General features: G+C 62.6%; 16 protein-coding genes. 7 read left to right on the top strand and 9 right to left on the bottom strand.

Features of this window, described 5'->3' with window-relative positions; genetic code table 11:
• Positions 1 to 46: 46 nt before the first annotated feature.
• Positions 47 to 1,423: an amino acid permease gene (locus VJZ71_08410; protein ID HKQ48075.1), complete on the top strand. Its 1,377-nt coding sequence runs from the start codon at positions 47 to 49 to the stop codon at positions 1,421 to 1,423.
• Here VJZ71_08410 and VJZ71_08405 read toward each other — a convergent pair whose 3' ends face one another.
• On the bottom strand, positions 1,424 to 1,669 hold the full coding sequence (locus tag VJZ71_08405; GenBank protein HKQ48074.1) for a CDGSH iron-sulfur domain-containing protein: 246 nt from the start codon (positions 1,667 to 1,669) through the stop codon (positions 1,424 to 1,426). It abuts the gene before it with no gap.
• Positions 1,670 to 1,718: 49 nt separating this feature from the next.
• Complete coding sequence (locus VJZ71_08400) at positions 1,719 to 2,510, bottom strand: PhzF family phenazine biosynthesis protein (protein HKQ48073.1); 792 nt, start codon at positions 2,508 to 2,510, stop codon at positions 1,719 to 1,721.
• A 112-nt stretch (positions 2,511 to 2,622) separates the two neighbouring features.
• On the opposite strand from VJZ71_08400, the gene VJZ71_08395 reads away from it, so the two are divergent.
• On the top strand, positions 2,623 to 4,398 hold the full coding sequence (locus tag VJZ71_08395) for a class I tRNA ligase family protein (GenBank protein HKQ48072.1): 1,776 nt from the start codon (positions 2,623 to 2,625) through the stop codon (positions 4,396 to 4,398).
• Positions 4,399 to 4,410: 12 nt separating this feature from the next.
• On the opposite strand, the gene VJZ71_08390 is transcribed toward VJZ71_08395, so the two are convergent.
• Both VJZ71_08390 and VJZ71_08385 read right to left on the bottom strand, forming a co-directional pair.
• A complete protein-coding gene (locus tag VJZ71_08390; GenBank protein HKQ48071.1) occupies positions 4,411 to 5,379 on the bottom strand; it encodes an SPFH domain-containing protein in 969 nt (322 codons plus the stop codon).
• Positions 5,380 to 5,504: 125 nt separating this feature from the next.
• Positions 5,505 to 5,987, bottom strand: a complete 483-nt coding sequence (locus VJZ71_08385) for a zinc ribbon domain-containing protein (protein ID HKQ48070.1) — start codon at positions 5,985 to 5,987, stop codon at positions 5,505 to 5,507.
• A 168-nt stretch (positions 5,988 to 6,155) separates the two neighbouring features.
• Between VJZ71_08385 and VJZ71_08380 the strand changes: the two genes are divergently transcribed.
• Complete coding sequence (locus VJZ71_08380; protein HKQ48069.1) at positions 6,156 to 6,731, top strand: hypothetical protein; 576 nt, start codon at positions 6,156 to 6,158, stop codon at positions 6,729 to 6,731.
• On the opposite strand, the gene VJZ71_08375 is transcribed toward VJZ71_08380, so the two are convergent.
• The 5 genes from VJZ71_08375 to VJZ71_08355 form a co-directional block, all read right to left on the bottom strand.
• Positions 6,661 to 7,533, bottom strand: coding sequence for an alpha/beta fold hydrolase (locus VJZ71_08375; GenBank protein HKQ48068.1), 873 nt, complete (start codon positions 7,531 to 7,533; stop codon positions 6,661 to 6,663). The two genes, VJZ71_08380 and VJZ71_08375, sit on opposite strands and share 71 nt — an antisense overlap.
• A 35-nt stretch (positions 7,534 to 7,568) precedes the next feature.
• The gene (locus VJZ71_08370; GenBank protein HKQ48067.1) at positions 7,569 to 7,943 is read right to left on the bottom strand and encodes an HNH endonuclease signature motif containing protein; all 375 of its coding nucleotides are present in this window, start codon (positions 7,941 to 7,943) and stop codon (positions 7,569 to 7,571) included.
• Between the two features lie 35 nt (positions 7,944 to 7,978).
• A complete protein-coding gene (locus tag VJZ71_08365; protein HKQ48066.1) occupies positions 7,979 to 8,158 on the bottom strand; it encodes a hypothetical protein in 180 nt (59 codons plus the stop codon).
• A gap of 83 nt (positions 8,159 to 8,241) precedes the next feature.
• Positions 8,242 to 10,233, bottom strand: a complete 1,992-nt coding sequence (locus VJZ71_08360; GenBank protein ID HKQ48065.1) for a cation:proton antiporter — start codon at positions 10,231 to 10,233, stop codon at positions 8,242 to 8,244.
• A 32-nt stretch (positions 10,234 to 10,265) separates the two neighbouring features.
• Entirely contained in the window at positions 10,266 to 11,159 is an 894-nt protein-coding gene (locus VJZ71_08355) for a radical SAM protein (protein ID HKQ48064.1), read from the bottom strand.
• A gap of 120 nt (positions 11,160 to 11,279) precedes the next feature.
• On the opposite strand from VJZ71_08355, the gene VJZ71_08350 reads away from it, so the two are divergent.
• The 4 genes from VJZ71_08350 (at position 11,280) to VJZ71_08335 (ending at position 14,816) form a co-directional block, all read left to right on the top strand.
• Positions 11,280 to 11,888: a hypothetical protein gene (locus tag VJZ71_08350; protein HKQ48063.1), complete on the top strand. Its 609-nt coding sequence runs from the start codon at positions 11,280 to 11,282 to the stop codon at positions 11,886 to 11,888.
• Positions 11,889 to 12,091: 203 nt separating this feature from the next.
• Entirely contained in the window at positions 12,092 to 12,796 is a 705-nt protein-coding gene (locus VJZ71_08345) for a hypothetical protein (protein HKQ48062.1), read from the top strand.
• 3 nt (positions 12,797 to 12,799) lie between these two features.
• Complete coding sequence (locus VJZ71_08340; GenBank protein HKQ48061.1) at positions 12,800 to 13,969, top strand: dockerin type I domain-containing protein; 1,170 nt, start codon at positions 12,800 to 12,802, stop codon at positions 13,967 to 13,969.
• Between the two features lie 13 nt (positions 13,970 to 13,982).
• Positions 13,983 to 14,816: a prepilin-type N-terminal cleavage/methylation domain-containing protein gene (locus tag VJZ71_08335; protein HKQ48060.1), complete on the top strand. Its 834-nt coding sequence runs from the start codon at positions 13,983 to 13,985 to the stop codon at positions 14,814 to 14,816.
• Positions 14,817 to 14,948 lie beyond the last annotated feature (132 nt).

The following is a 14,948-nucleotide window of genomic DNA, read 5'->3' as shown; positions in this document are numbered from 1 at the left end:
CATCGCCGCCATGTTTCAACGGTCGTGTGCGGTTATAAAACGACGCATGCCACACCCTGCGCTGCCTCCTGATGTCCATACACCCGGAGGACTGCGCCGCATCCTCGGCCCGATCAGCATCATCGCCGTCGGCGTCGGCGGGGCCATTGGCTCGGGTATCTTCGCCGCGCCGGGTGAAGTCGCCCGGACCCTGCATTCCCCGTGGACGATCCTGGCGGTGTGGCTGCTTGCCGGGGCAATCACACTCCTTCAGACATTGGTGACCGCCGAATTGGCCACGCGCCTGCCGCGGGCTGGCGGCGAATACCAATACCTCCGCGCGGCCTACGGCGAATTCGCGGCGTTCTTCTTCGGCTGGTCGTTCACCGTCTTTATCGTCGGCGGGGGCGCGGGGACCATCGCCGCGCTCTTCGGCGACTTTGCCGCGGAACTGCTCGGCATGAAAGGACGCTGGGCCTCGCCCGTGCTGGGTTGTACGGCCATCGCCGCCGTCGCCATCGTGAACGCGTCGGGACTCCGGACGGGGGCCGTCACGCAGAACATCCTCACCACGCTCAAGGCGCTCGCGCTCGTGGCGATCGCCGTCGGCGCGTGCATCGTCGCAGGCCGCGCGACACCGATGGCGCCTTCACCAATGCCCGACGGGCAATCTGTGTCGCTGGAGCCCTTCCTGCTCGCACTCATGCCCGCCTTTTGGTCCTACACCGGCGCGACGGATTCCGCCAAGCTCGCCGAGGAGGTTAAGGACGTCCGCCGGGCATTGCCCCGCGCCCTGTGCGGCTCGGCGCTCCTCCTGACGGCGATCTATCTCCTCTACAACTACGCGCTGCTCTGCGCGGTTGCGCCGCAGCAGATGGCGGGGGTCCGCAGCGTCCCCGCCGTCGTTTATGCCGGGCATCCGTTGATCTCGCGGCTGATTCTCCTGGCCAGCGCGCTGATCTGTCTCGGCGCCATCAGCGCCGTCCTGCTCGCCAATGTCCGCGTGACTTACGCGCTGGCCCGCGACGGGCTGACGTTCGCCGCGCTCGGCAGGATGTCGCGACATCAGGCTCCGGTCGCAGCCATCGCGGTCGGCGCGGCCCTGGCGGCGACGTTTGTCTGGTACCGCTCGTTCGAACAAATCCTGCGGATTTACTTTCTCGCCAGCACCGTGTTGTTTGGGATGACCTACCTGAGTCTGATCGTCTTCCGCCTGCGCGATCGGCGCATGGGTCGCGAGTTCCCCGCGAATGTCTATCAGACTCCGCTGGGCATCCCGGTCGCCCTTTTTCTTATCGCGATCGAGATCCTGATCGGCGTGAGTATCATCCACTCGGATTGGGAGAAGGACGGCCGCGACAGCCTGTGGACGCTCGCATTCCTGGCGGCGATGGCGGTTTTGTACGCGGTGTGGAAAAAGTACTATCGCCCCGTCCTGTCGTGATCAGGACTTGCCGATCTTGCTGTGCGTCCCGTCGCACCACGGTTTGTTGCCGCTTTGATGGCACTGGCAGACCGCCTTCGTGCCGGCGTCCGGAATGTCCAGCACGATCGGCTTGAGGCCGGTTCCCAGTCGGGAGTGCGCGCCGTCGCAGTAAGGCAGCTTCTCGCTGTGGCCGCACTGGCAGTAGGCCTTCTTGCCGGGGATCTCCTCGACGACCATCGGGCGGGTTCCGTGCTTCGCATCCATGGACGGGCTCCTTCATTCGGCATTCGGCGTTTCATCGGCCGAGGGCGCATTATATCCGGATCGTGCCTTCCAGATAGGTGACGGCGTGACCGCCGATCTTGACGCGCTCTCCGGCATCCTCACAAAAAAGTTCGCCGCCGCGCTTTGAGACTTGCAGAGCGTGCAGCGACTTCTTGCCGAGCCGCCGCGACCAGTACGGGATGAGCGTGCAGTGCGCCGAGCCGGTCACGGGGTCTTCGGGTACTCCGGCGCCCGGCGCAAAGAATCGCGAGACAAAATCGGAGTTCTTGCCGGGGGCAGTGACGATGACGGCGAAGGCGCCGAGGGCGCTGACTTTGGCGAAGTCGGGCCGGAGCGATCGCACCTCTTCCTCGGTGCCATAGACCGCCAACCAATCACGCGCTAAGTGCAGTTCTTTCGGCCGCGCCCCGAGCGCTTCGGAAAACGCCGGCGTCACTTCGCGCGGCTCGGGCACTCGCGAGGGGAAGTCCAACACCAGTCGATCTCCGTCGCGCTCGACCGCGAGCGACCCGCTTTGCGAGCCGAAACGCACCTGCTTCTTTTCATAACCCAGGTGTCGCATGAGGACATGGGCCGCCGCCAGCGTGGCATGACCGCACAGGTCCATCTCGACTTCGGGCGTGAACCAGCGGAGGTGAAAGTCCACCGATTCGGTCGCCGCGGCCGGGATGAAATAGGCCGTCTCCGGCAGATTGTTCTCCAGGGCGATCGCCTGAAGCGTCGCATCCGGCAGCCATTGTTCGAGCGGGATCACCGCGGCGGGATTGCCGCCGAAGACTTTGGACGTAAACGCGTCGACCTGGAAGAGTTGGTGTTCCATTTCAATCACCTCGCTGGCCCGCACTCGTCGCTCGCCTATGTTACACTACGCCCGCTATCCTGCGGTGTTCGGACCCTGTCGCATTGCCGTCCAACCCCTTAAGATTCGGGCTATGTCTCCACGTCGATTTTTGGTGACCGCCGCCCTGCCGTATTCGAACGGCCGCCTGCACGTCGGTCATGTGGCCGGGGCCTACCTGCCCGCGGACATTTACGTCCGCTACCTCCGCTCGCGCGGGGAGGACGTGCGGTTTATCTGCGGCAGCGATGACAATGGCGTGGCCATCGAGGTCGCCGCGGGCAAGGAGAACACGACGCCGGCCGAGCTTTCCGCGCGGTACAACAAGCAACAGGCGGCGGATTTCGAAGGGCTCGGAATCCACTTCGACATCTACGGCGGGACGCACCAGCCCGAATTCGTCGAGACGCACAACCGGCTCAGCCAGGAGTTCTTTCGCAAGATTCACGACAACGGCCACTTCGTCAAAAAGACGACCGAGCAGCTCTACGACGCAAAGGCGGGAAAGTTCCTGCCCGATCGCTACGTCACGGGCAAGTGCTACCACAAGCTGCCCGACGGCAAGCCCTGCGGCAACCCGGCGGCGCTGGGCGATCAGTGCGAGCAGTGCGGCAATGGCATCGACCCCCTCTGTTTGATCGATCCCAAGAGTACGATCACCGGTACGACGCCCGAGCGGCGGCAGACGACGCATTGGTATCTCCAGCTCGACAAGTTCCAGGGGATGCTCGCCGACTGGTTCAGCCTGACCTCGCTGGACTGGCGGCCGATCGTGACGAACTTCGCCCTCGGGTCGATCAAGACGGGCCTGCCGGAGCGGGCGATGACGCGCGACCTGACGTGGGGCGTGCCGGTGCCGCTGGATGACCCGGACGCGAAGGGCAAGGTCCTCTACGTCTGGTTCGATGCGCCGATCGGGTACGTCAGCTTTACGGCGGCGCTGTGCGGGCAGCGCGACGGCGCCTGGCAGAAGTACGCAGACTGGTGGCAGGACCCGGACTGCAGGATCGTCCACTTCATCGGCGAGGACAACATCGTCTTCCACGCCCTGATCTGGCCGGCGATGCTGCTGGGCACGCAATTCACGGCGCAGGAGGTTTCGCAGCGGGGCAGTGTGTACACCGGCCCCAAGGGCCACGGTCACTACCAGCTACCTGCCAATGTCGTGGCCAACGCGTTTCTCAACATCAAATTCCCCGGCAAGGAGGAGGAGAAGATCAGCAAGTCGCGCGGCACGGCGGTCTGGATCCAGGACTATCTCCAGTCCTTCGACGCCGATCCCTTGCGGTATTACCTGACCATCAACGCCCCGGAGAATCAGCGGACGGCGTGGAGCCTTGACGAGTTCATCGAGCGCAACAACTCGGAGCTGATTGCGACGCTGGGCAACTTCATCAACCGCTGGCAGAAGATTGTCACGGACGATTTTGGGCGCAGGGTCCCTCCGGCGGACAAGGCGGAGGAGCTGGAAACGACTCTGATGGCGACCGTGAAGGCGTTGCCGGACCAGGTCGCCGGGCATCTCGAATCGGCCCGCTTCAAGGCGGGGCTGTCGCGGATCATGGAGGTCTTTCGCGACTGCAACCGGTACATCGACACGCGGGCCCCCTGGACCAGCCGCAAGACGGACCAGGAGCGCACGGCGACGACGATCCACACGTGCATCCAGGCGGTGCGGACGCTGGGGGTGCTGCTGGAGCCGTTCCTGCCGTTCGCGGCGGAGAAGATTCGCGTCTCGCTGAACGTCCCGCGCGAGCAATGGACCTGGGCGCATGCGGCCGAGCCGCTCCCGGTCGGCCATACTCTGGGGCCGGCGCCGGAGGTGCTGTTCAAGAAGCTCGATCCGGCGCAGTTCGCGGCGACGACGTAGGCGCGATCAAGTTCAACTCTCGACGACCGGGTGGGCCGGGGGTTTGGGGCGGACTACGCCGCTCGACTTAGACTCGGCGGGCTTTTCCACTTCCGCCGTGGTCAGGAGCGCTTGCGTGATCTGGTCGCCGACCTGGGTCATGCCAGTCGGGGTGTAGGGGATCATCATGATCGTCGCCTTGCTCCGCGCGCCGACGGCTGAAACGGTGTCGTAGTGCTGCGTGAGGAGGACCATCTTCGTGGCCTCTTCGGGCGAGATGCCCGCCTCGGCGCAGGCGTCGACGGATTCCTTCAGACCGCGGGCGATGGCCAGCCGCTGGCGGGCGATGCCCACGCCCTGCAACTCCTTGGCCCGGGCTTCGGCTTCGGCCTCGGCGATGGTGCGAATCTTCTTGGCCTCGGCCTCGTTTTTGGCGGCCTCCTTGAGGCGGGCCGTCGCGTTGACCTGGTTCATCGCCGTCTTGACGGCCTCGTCGGGCTGGATGTCGTTGACCAAGCTTTGCAGCATGGTGAACCCGAAATCCTGCATGACTTGGGCCAGGCGATCCTTCACGGCGGCCGCGATCTTCTCCTTCTCGGCGAAGACGTTATCGACCGGCATTTCGGGAACGAGCGCCCGGACGGTGTCGAAGACGTAGGAGCTGATCTGCCGCTCGGGGTTCGTCAGCTTGTAATGCGCGGCGATCACTGCTTCGTCATCTTCGCGGACGAAGAACTGTACGGCGATGAGGAGGTCCACGAAGACGTCATCCTTGGTCTTGGACTCGACCTTGACCTCCAGCTCGCGGACGCGGTGGGAGACGCGGCCGGCGACCTTGTCGATCAGGGGAATCTTGAGATTGAGCCCGGGATGCGCGACCTTGACGAACTTGCCGAACCGCTCGATGACGGCGCGGGTCTGCTGCTCCACGGTGTAACAGCCGGAGAGGATGAGGATCAGAACGAAAAAGAACGGCAAACCGATGATGAGCAGGGGTGTCATGAGGACCATCCTTTCTCCCGCGACAACTCGCGGGGTAGAGCCCTTTTCGCGCGACGGTAGCGCCACCCCTTGTGGGTGACGGCGAGGTCTGCTTATCCATTCGTCGTCAGGCACAAGGCCTGACGCTACGGCCGATCTCCGACTTGCGCGGCCGGCTGATTTCGGGCCAGCGCGACCGTCAACGTGTGAACCTCGTCGGGTAGTTCATACGAGGGAACTTCCAGGCGGACGGTCTCGCCGCGGGGCAATTGGGCTACCGATTGACGAAGGGTCGCGATCGACTGCCCTTTTGTGTTGAGAGCGACGATTTCCAGGTTCACGTCTGTCCTCGGTAGGCCGGCGTTAAACAGCAGGACCACCTGCGTTTCCGTGGCCAGTAGTTTCGTCCCACCCCAGCCGGCCTCCCATTTGCAATACAGATCCCTTGAGCCATCACACGGTAGAAAACCAGGAGGCGATGCCAGTAATGGCGTATCGCGATCTCCGTGAAGCGGACGATCGGCCACCTTGAATTCCAGTCGCGACCCGCAGCGGGCGCAATATCGGGCGAGTTCGTGAACCGGCTGGCGGCATTGGGGACATTCCTGAATCACGGGATTCCCACTCATCTTTCGCTTAAAGTGTACCTTGTGACAGGAATCCGGCCACTATAAAGCGGGACGATGCCTATAAGGCCGCTTGCGAACCCCTCGCAATTTCCGGCCTTTTCGGCCTATACTAGAGAGGGTGCAGCGAGGCGGCGGGCCGGACCGTCGGGGTTGGAGGAGAAGAGGCCCATGGCGAACTACAGATTTTTTGCCTTCGTCCTGGTGTGCGCGGTTTGGGCGTTTCCCCGCGCGGCCGTGGCGGATATCTGCATGCAGGATGTGTGCGTTCGATTCGACCCCGCCCTTTCCGAGATTATCCTCGGCCACGATTTTGAAATCGATATTGTCGCGGACATCAATAACCCGGTCGTGGGTTGGGGGTTGGACGTCACCGTGGCCACGGGGGGCGTCATCTCTTCCGCGGGTGACCCGGACATCGGCCCGTCGTGGTTCGCGGTCAACGCCCCGGATGGCGACAAACTCGCGGGCATTGCTTTTCCGAACGGCATCGTCGGAACCGACGTGCTGTTGGCGACACTGCATTTCACGGCCGACGCGGACGGCGAGACGGATCTGCTTTTGAGTGTGACGCCGGGCGACAACACGGAGGGTTTCGCCCTGGACCCGAGCGGGTTCGGCAGCTATCTGTTTGAGACCGGGCATGTTTCCGTGCCGGAGCCGGCCGGCATCCTGGTCATGATGTTGTCGCTGGCGTGCGCGTGTCGGCGTCGCACCGCTCGACGATCCAGTCGCACAAATCCTTGAAATACCGGGACGGGTCCGTCTCAAACTCCAGCGTGTGCTGCGCGTCGGGGTATTGCGTGATTTGCCGATCGGGCGACGGCAGCGCGCGGAGCCACGCGGCGGTCAGCTCGTTGTCGATGATGCGATCGCGACCGGCCAGTAAAAGGTGGACCGGCCCGCGCCAGGGCGACTCGGCCAACTGGCGGGCCTTGCGGTCCAGTTGACGAGAGGCGACGAGGAATACGGCGGAGACCTGCGTCAGCTTGAGCGCGTCCCCTTCGACGTAACGGATGCGCTCGGGATCGCCGGTAAAGAGCCGCGGATCGTTGAGCGGGATATCGAACAATCGCTTGCGGTGGTTGACCAGCGAAAAGGCGACGCGGAATTTCTCCATGGTGGGCAGATCGACGCGAGGGAAGATGCCGGGGGCGATGAGGGATAGACTCCGCACTTGCTGTGGCATCGTCGGCGTCGCGGCGGCGGCCAACTTGCCGCCCCAGCTCACTCCCGCGACGTGAGCGGCATCGCGGCCCGTTTCCTGCAGCAGGGCATCGAGCAGTTCACGCACGTCGGCGATGCTCCGCTCCGCGGACGCGCAGTGGCCGCGCTCCTGTTGATTGAGCCCACTGCCGCGCCGGTCCGGCATGAGCACGGTCAGACCACGCTCGGCGAGCAGCGAGCCGGATGTTTCATACCAGCCGCCGTGGGATTGGATGCCGTGCAGGTAGAGCACGGCGCCGCGCGGATTTGCGGACCGCCACCAGCGGACGCTTGCAGGATAGCCGTCGGAGTGGCGGAAGTTTTCAATAGAGAATTTGGCCATCAAAAAGACTTTTCCGATAGCGAAGGCACCGAACGTCAAAGCAAACCGAGCGTCATCTGACATAATCGCGCAAAGCGCGGAATCGTCTCGTTCAACCCCAAGGCCGCAATCGTCGCACGGCCAGATGAACTCAAGCCGACCAACGTCGCGTCGGCGGACAGCTTGAAATGTTCATCCCATCGATCGAGCAACGGGCTAAATAATGGAACGAGATCGCTCGTTTGCGGGTCGGTCGCTTCCGTGCGGTTCGCCTTTCGCAAACTACAATGGGGACACTGTAGGGCAAGGTTCTCCATATGCGTCGCCCCGCCCTTACTTCTCGGAATTATATGATCGATGTGGAACGTGGCGCCGTGTCCGAATTGCGCGAGCCGGCAATACCGACAACGCCCGCCATCCCGCTCAACCACCGCGTCACGCAAAAAACGGGGAATCGAGGAACGGCTCAATTTGAATCAGTTTCCTGAACGGTCATGGCCAGTACGTGCGCGAATTGGGCCATCTTGACAAGGGTCTCGAGTTCGCTCTGCTCAGTAATCGAAAGCAATGCATCAGCATTTCGCTCCAAAAGCTCATGCATGCGATCATTCAATTCGCGCGATAGCGTAGGAACGTCACCGGCCATTGCACGCGGAATCGTAACAGTTAGCGCCTCGGAGGCCATAATTCACAGTATATGTCCATCTCCAAAAATGGTCAAACGTCGGATTACCGGTCGTGAGGCGTTGGTGCCAGCAATACCTTCGCCTCGTCAAGTTCCTTGTGCCCGCCTACGAGGACCAGCACGTCGGCGGGTTGGAATTGGAAATCCGGGGCGGGGTTGGTGAGCGGTTTGCCGCTGCGGACGACGGCGATGATCATCGCGCCGCACTTTGCGCGGAGATCGATATCGCGAATGGTCTGGCCGCAAGCAGGGCTGCCCGACTCCAGGAGATACGTCTGCGTCGCCGTCGCTTCCAATAGGCCGATGAGATCGGCGGGCCGGACGGCGGCGGGCCGGCCGCGCAGCATCCCATACCGTCCCGAGCGAATCATGGTGACCTGCGCTTGTATGACGTTGTCGGGGATGCCCAGGTGCTTCAAAACGTGCGAGAAGATCTCGATGGAGGTCTCGAATTCCTCGGGGATGACTTCCTGCGCGCCGAGGGAATACAGCGCGTCCAACTCCGTCGTGTAGCGCGTCCGTGCAAGGATATACAGATCCTGCCGGGCCGCGCGGGCCTGTGCAACGATTCGCCGCGTCGCCTGCTGATCGTTGATGGCAATGACCAGTGCGCGGGCCGAATCCACACCGGCATACTGGAGAATCTGAATTCGCGCGGCGTCGCCCACCAGGACTCGATCACCCTCCTGGCGGGCCAGCGATGCCAGGCTGTGGTTCATTTCGATGACACAGTAGGGGATCTTTGTGGCCCGCAGGACCCGGGCGAGGTTCTGGCCATTGAGACCGTAGCCGACGATGATCACATGCTCCGTTACGACGGCCAGCAACTCGTCGCCCGGCGCCGTGGGCGGGAGCACCTGTCGCGGCCTCCACCATCGGGACAGCCCATCCGCGATCCGATCGGCCAAAGGGAAGATCATGGCTCCGAGCATCATCGTCCCCACCATGTAGGCCACGACGTGGGCCATGACACCCTCCGGGAGAATGCCCAATCGATCCGCCTCGCGCGCCAACACGTAGCCGAACTCGCTGACCGTGCACAGTCCCAGTCCCACATACAGCCCGAACCTCACCGGCCATCCGGCGGCGACGACGGCGCTCCCCGCGACCAGACTCTTAAGAACCAGGGTAATCACGATCGCGAGGGCAATGAATGGCAGATGATCGGCCACGACGGGGAGATCGACGAGCATTCCCATCGACATGAAGAAGATCGCGTTGAAGACGTCGCGGAAGGGGACGATCTCCGCGAAGAGTTGATGAGAAAGGGGCGTCTGCGAGAGCAGCAAACCGGCGATGCACGCACCGAAGGGCGGAGACCAGCCGGCCAGACTGGCCAGCCATGCCCCCGCAGCGGCCATCACGACGGCGAAAAGGGTGATAAGCTCCCGACCTCCCCACCGAAGGACCAGTTGCAACGCGAATGGGAGGATGTACCTTGCGCCGAACACCGCGACCGCAAAGCCGCCGACGGAAAGCACGCCGCGAACGGCCGAGGACCGCCAATCGGCCCCGGCGGTCGCCCTCAACACGGGCACAAAGAACATGAGGAGTATGACAAAGACATCCTGAAGGAGGAGGATGCCGGTGATAATCGCGCCGCCGGTGGACTCCGTCTGCCGGCGTTCGCTGAGTTGGTTAAGCACGATGGCGGTGCTGGACAGGGCGACGGCCACGCCCAGAACGAGGCACGCGATCGTCGGAATGTCGGACCACGCGCGGATCGCCCCGGCGGCAAGTGCAATCGTCGCGCCGATCTGGAGAAGCGAGGCGAGCACGAGCCGCCGACCGTTGCGGATCAGGGGCGTCGGCGAGAGTTCCAGTCCGACGGTAAAGAGCAGGAGGATGAGGCCGATCTCGGCGAATTGGCTGACGGCATCCGAAGTGATGAGCCCCAGTCCGGACGGGCCAATGGTTACGCCGGCGACGAGAAAACCAATGACGGCGGGGGCCCGCACGACGCGAAAGAGCCAGGCGACGACGAGGGCCGCGCCGAATAGCAGGACCGTTTGGTTAAGAAGACCTGTATCGTGCATGAGTATGCGGCACGTTGCGAGCGACCATCGGCTCAGACGGAGACGCCGTAGTATGTCTCGACGGACGCTGAAACGCGAGCGCGGACCATACCGGCGATCGAATCAAGTTCGGCGTCGGATAGCGGCGTGGCAAACGGCTCCGTCGTGCGGCGGGCGATGGTATAAAGCTGGATGAGTTTCAGGCGCCCTCCAGCGGCGACCATCTCATTAAGCCGGTCGCAATACGCGCTGATCTCGGTCAAGGCAGGCGGCTCACCGCGAACCTTCATCCACAGCGACTGTATGACGACGGGGCGCACGCGCGCGGCGTCCGTAATGTTGGCCAACACGTGAGCCAGCGGGTAGTTCGGGCGGTTGACGAGTTCGTAGTATTCCTGGGTGCCGGCGTCGAGCTTGGCCCAGATCTCCCCGTTGTTTTGATCGAGAATATTCAGGCCCGCCCGGACGTTGGGCTTGGTGAGATAGCAGGCGTCCGTGATGAGGACGAGCTTGGTGTCCACCAGCCCGCGCGACCGCCGCGCCTCCGCTGCGATTCGGACTGCCTCCTCGAATAGCGGACAGGTTGTCGGTTCGCCGTCGCCGCTGAAGGCGATATCGCGGATGCGTCGCTGATCGGGCCGAATGGCATCAAACGGCGCCTCGGCGTAGAGGTCGCTGCTGCCGGCCAGGTCCAGGAGCCGTTCTAGTTCGGATCGCAGGTCGTCAAGATCGACTTTTTTCACCAGGCCGGGCGTCGAGCGGTCCACCTGACAGTAGATGCAATCAAAGTTGCAGGCCTTGTCCGGGTTCAGATTGATGCCGAGGGAAAGCCCGCCGCTCCGCCTCGACACGACCGGGTAGCAGTAAGCGAAATCCCGCCAACCGCGCTCATGTCGTTGGTAGGCGACCTCCAAGGGGGTTGATTTGGGTGAATTCTCCATGCCCATGTGCAAAAATATCCAAGTACCGGCAGCAACCAAAATTATAGCCGAATCATAAGCCTCGCCTCGATGGGAATTTGATCGACTGGCACGCAAATTGCTAGGGACTAATTACGCGAGGAAATCGTGGCTGGACAGCGCTTCAAAATCGTGTTAGGTAAGGGCTTGGAAATGCTCGGTCTGAAGAAGACATCGCCATCCCCGCAAGCTGCAGGCCGCCGCCGCTCTTATTGGCGGTTGTTCTGGGCGGTGGTCTTCCTTTTGCATGCCCCCATCACCTTCAAGGCGTTCGCCACCCTCCTGGGGCCGGAGGATGCTCGAACGGCCTGGTCTTCGATTCTCCTCTTGTCGCTGACCAACGCCTTTTTCATTCTCGAAATCGCCTTCGCCTATTCGATCAGGCTCCTTGCGGATCGCCGGTCTATTCTCGTCTTCATGCTGGTCGTCGCTTTCATTCACGCCGGCGTCATCGACCGCAACGTCCCCGACGCCATGCGCGATTGGAGCATAACCGCCAACGTGATGCCGATGGCGATTGCGGCCATGGCGCTGGCGATCCTCCTGGTCGCCGCGCGGCGCGGTGCTTCGAGCGATGAAGAAGATGCCGCGGAACAGCGCCGGCAGTTCATCCTGCGAATCTACGGATCCATTTTCAAACCGATCTTCTCTCTCCATCCGCAAGCGTCGGCCTGTCGCTACGCCGCGCGCCGCGGTCCGCCTCCAACTCACATCTAACGTTGATTCTCGAAGCCTCGCGGGCCCGGGAAACACCGACCGGCGATTTCTGATCGCCATCGGTACCGGCAGCGCGGTGAAGCTTTCGGAATCACCCCGGATATCGTACGTCCGTCGTCTGTCCCCGAGATTTTGACCGGCGTGGCAACACGACTTTTTTGAAATTGGAGAACCGCACGGATCGCCAGTCGATTCGAGTGAACATGTTGGAGGAAAGATACGTGAAGATTCGAGTATTAAATGTCTTGACCGTACTCGCGGCAGCGAGCATTTTTGGAGCGTCGCCGGTTCAGGCGACCCTTGTCCCGTTTACCGAAGAATTCAGCGCCACCTCGTCAAACTGGCGGGAAACCGGCGGCGTGAATCCGTTGGCCTGGAACGCCGCGGGCGGACCGGACGGCAGCAGCTACGCCTCCGGGCCGTTCAACTTCCTTTCGTCGGCACCGAACGCGACGCCGGCCATCCTTCGCGCCCACGATGCGTACAACTCCAGCGGTGACGCCTTTGTCGGCGACTGGATCACGGAAGGCGTCGACCAGTTCAGCGTGTCCGTGCGCCACAACGCCCCGACGGCCCTGACCTTTTTCACCCGCTTCGCGGGCTCGGCCAATTTTCCCGGAGTGGCGGCCGTCAACTTCGTCCCGGTTGCGCCGAATACGTGGACTTCGTTGACTTTCGCCATCATGCCCGGCAATCCCCAATTCGTCTTTGAAGGTCCGGGCGCCACGTTTAATACCGTGTTTTCGAGCGTCGGCAATGTCCAGATCGGCGTCTCGGTGCCGGCTTCGCTGGCGGGCACGAATCAGAGCTACACGTTTGACGTTGACAAAGCGTCCATTACGCCGGAACCGGCTTCGTTGCTTTTGCTCGCGCCGGCCCTGCTTCTGTTCAAGCGGCGGAGGTCGTAGTTCATGAGAGTCCGCCTCGACATCGCGGTACTCACGCTTTTGGTCTTCGCTGGGGCGGTGGGTCGACTGGCTGCCCAACAGTTCGACTTCGCTGTCCCCAGCGACGATCAATGGCAGTATCCCTATAACCCCGATCCCCCGAACCGTTCACCCGGCTCCTGCTTTGGGACCGTCGGCTACGACCTGCCCCCGTTCAATTACAAGTTCAACAATCGGGACGGGATCGTGGTCGTCGCCTGGGACACTTCGGGAACGATCCCCACCGGTCAGGGTCCGGCGTCTTATGCCATCTCCGCCATACGCGTGACGCTCACCAGTGTGCCCAATGCGCAGTGGCCCGCCGATCACAGCGTGGACGAGTGGTACACTTACGACATCAGCGGCGACCAACTCATCAACGCAGACGGTATTCCCCGCGGGCAGCCCGGCGACACCGATGGCGAGAGCAGCGACACGGATGCGGGTCGACCGATCGAGCTGTTCGGGTCGGGCTTCGGCCCGGTGCACGCGTACTCGACGTGGTCGGAGTTTTCCTTTTATGTGGGAAGCGATCAGTTCTTCGCCGCCCCGCGCGATCCTTTTCCCTTTGTTTATCGCGATGGCACGGAGGAATTGCTGCATGTCGAAGACAGTGTGCGAGGCTATTACAACTCGGGCCTGACGCCGCCTTTCTGCGGCCCGCCCGATTCGCAATGTCCGTTCACGCCGGCGCCGTGGGCCATCGGCGCGCCGGTCAATTACACGCCCGGTTCGCAGCCGACGCCGTTCGACGTGACCTTTGATGTCGATTTGGGGCTGTCCGACGGCCGCGTGCTGCAATATTTCCAGGAGCAGCTCGATGCCGGTCGCGTCATCGTCAGTGTCACTTCGCTCCGCGAGACGACCCAGCAGGCCGGTCAGGCCGGATATCCGTCCTTCTTCATGAAAGAGGCGACCGATCCGGGCGCTCTCGCGCCGCGGCTGACGATTGTCCTGTCGGCGTGCGCGCTAGGCGACGGCGACATTAACTGCGACGGGTCGGTGAACGACACGGACGCGGCGCTTTTCGTTGGCGTCCTGCTCGGTACGGAGACGGACTCGAGTTATGTCACACGCAGCGATCTGAACAACAGCAACACGCGGGACGGCCTGGACATTGCGCCGTTCACGCAGGCTTATTTGATGGGACCTTAGGAAGGTAAGTCCTATGAAGACGAAATACAGTCATCGCCCCCGCGGCTTCACGTTGATCGAAGTGCTGATCGTCATCGGGATTATCGGCGTCCTGATCTCAATCATGGCGCCGGCCCTCTCGGCGGCCCGCGAACGCGGCCGCCAGGCCGTTTGCATGAACAACCTTCGCAGCATCTGGACCGGGATCCTGTCGTACGCCACGGTGCATGACGAGCGCGTCCCGTACCTGGAAGACATCAACCTGACCGATCCCAACGCCGACCCCTTCGACAAGTCCTACCCGACTACGGTCGGCGTCGTATTGGAGTCGTTCGTGACGGAAGGAAGTTGGCGGTGTCCATCGGCGGTAGACGGCTTCCCACGATCAGGCGGGAGCGGGCGCTGGAAGATGACCTATTACTTCAGCACCGCCGGACCCGTCGGTCAGGGGATGCCTTTCGACCGCTATCCCGAGGCCGGCACCCGGGGGCCGCTCGATCCGGCGGTTTCCAATTACGTTCAATTCGACGGTCGGCCGCTCAAGGTCCTCGACGGCCGGCGCTATATCCAAAACTCCAGCGCGAACGCGAATTTCTCGCGCACGCACAATCTCTGGTGGAACATTCGCTGGCCGCTGATCCGAGATTCGTTCAAGGAGCGCGAGCAACCCTCCTACTTTTCGCCCCGCTATCCGCATCGTGCGGCGCTGGAGGGCCGCACCGATCTGGGCGGGTACCGCTCCACCTTTGAACAGCTCACGAACAGCCGAGCCGCACGAACCGGCTTTTTGGGACTCTTCGCGGATGGCGAGCAAGTGGACCTGCTGATGACGCGTGAGCCCGCAAGACAACACCCGCCGGGTTATTAGATCGCAGACTGCCACAATCGAAACGGCGAAGGGCTCCGGGTGGGAGCACTTTGAATTGTGGGGAGCAATAAACCCCTGGGGCCGGAAACGAACGGAATAAGGGGGGCGATTTTTAGTATCGAGGTTCGTCGC

This window comes from Phycisphaerae bacterium (assembly GCA_035275405.1).
Taxonomy (GTDB): domain Bacteria; phylum Planctomycetota; class Phycisphaerae; order UBA1845; family UTPLA1; genus DATEMU01.
Note: the sequence above shows the minus strand (reverse complement) of the source record. Positions and strands in the feature narration are given on the sequence as shown.

Excerpts from the sequence above, each read along its gene's own strand:
- VJZ71_08405 (HKQ48074.1), bottom strand. The coding sequence starts at position 1,669 with ATGGATGCGAAGCACGGAACCCGCCCGATGGTCGTCGAGGAGATCCCC.
- VJZ71_08390 (HKQ48071.1), bottom strand. The coding sequence starts at position 5,379 with ATGACACCCCTGCTCATCATCGGTTTGCCGTTCTTTTTCGTTCTGATC.
- VJZ71_08355 (HKQ48064.1), bottom strand. The coding sequence starts at position 11,159 with ATGGGCATGGAGAATTCACCCAAATCAACCCCCTTGGAGGTCGCCTAC.
- VJZ71_08380 (HKQ48069.1), top strand. The coding sequence starts at position 6,156 with ATGGCGAACTACAGATTTTTTGCCTTCGTCCTGGTGTGCGCGGTTTGG.
- VJZ71_08360 (HKQ48065.1), bottom strand. The coding sequence starts at position 10,233 with ATGCACGATACAGGTCTTCTTAACCAAACGGTCCTGCTATTCGGCGCG.
- VJZ71_08365 (HKQ48066.1), bottom strand. The coding sequence starts at position 8,158 with ATGGCCGGTGACGTTCCTACGCTATCGCGCGAATTGAATGATCGCATG.
- VJZ71_08400 (HKQ48073.1), bottom strand. The coding sequence starts at position 2,510 with ATGGAACACCAACTCTTCCAGGTCGACGCGTTTACGTCCAAAGTCTTC.
- VJZ71_08335 (HKQ48060.1), top strand. The coding sequence starts at position 13,983 with ATGAAGACGAAATACAGTCATCGCCCCCGCGGCTTCACGTTGATCGAA.
- VJZ71_08385 (HKQ48070.1), bottom strand. The coding sequence starts at position 5,987 with ATGAGTGGGAATCCCGTGATTCAGGAATGTCCCCAATGCCGCCAGCCG.
- VJZ71_08345 (HKQ48062.1), top strand. The coding sequence starts at position 12,092 with ATGTTGGAGGAAAGATACGTGAAGATTCGAGTATTAAATGTCTTGACC.
- VJZ71_08395 (HKQ48072.1), top strand. The coding sequence starts at position 2,623 with ATGTCTCCACGTCGATTTTTGGTGACCGCCGCCCTGCCGTATTCGAAC.
- VJZ71_08375 (HKQ48068.1), bottom strand. The coding sequence starts at position 7,533 with ATGGCCAAATTCTCTATTGAAAACTTCCGCCACTCCGACGGCTATCCT.
- VJZ71_08340 (HKQ48061.1), top strand. The coding sequence starts at position 12,800 with ATGAGAGTCCGCCTCGACATCGCGGTACTCACGCTTTTGGTCTTCGCT.
- VJZ71_08410 (HKQ48075.1), top strand. The coding sequence starts at position 47 with ATGCCACACCCTGCGCTGCCTCCTGATGTCCATACACCCGGAGGACTG.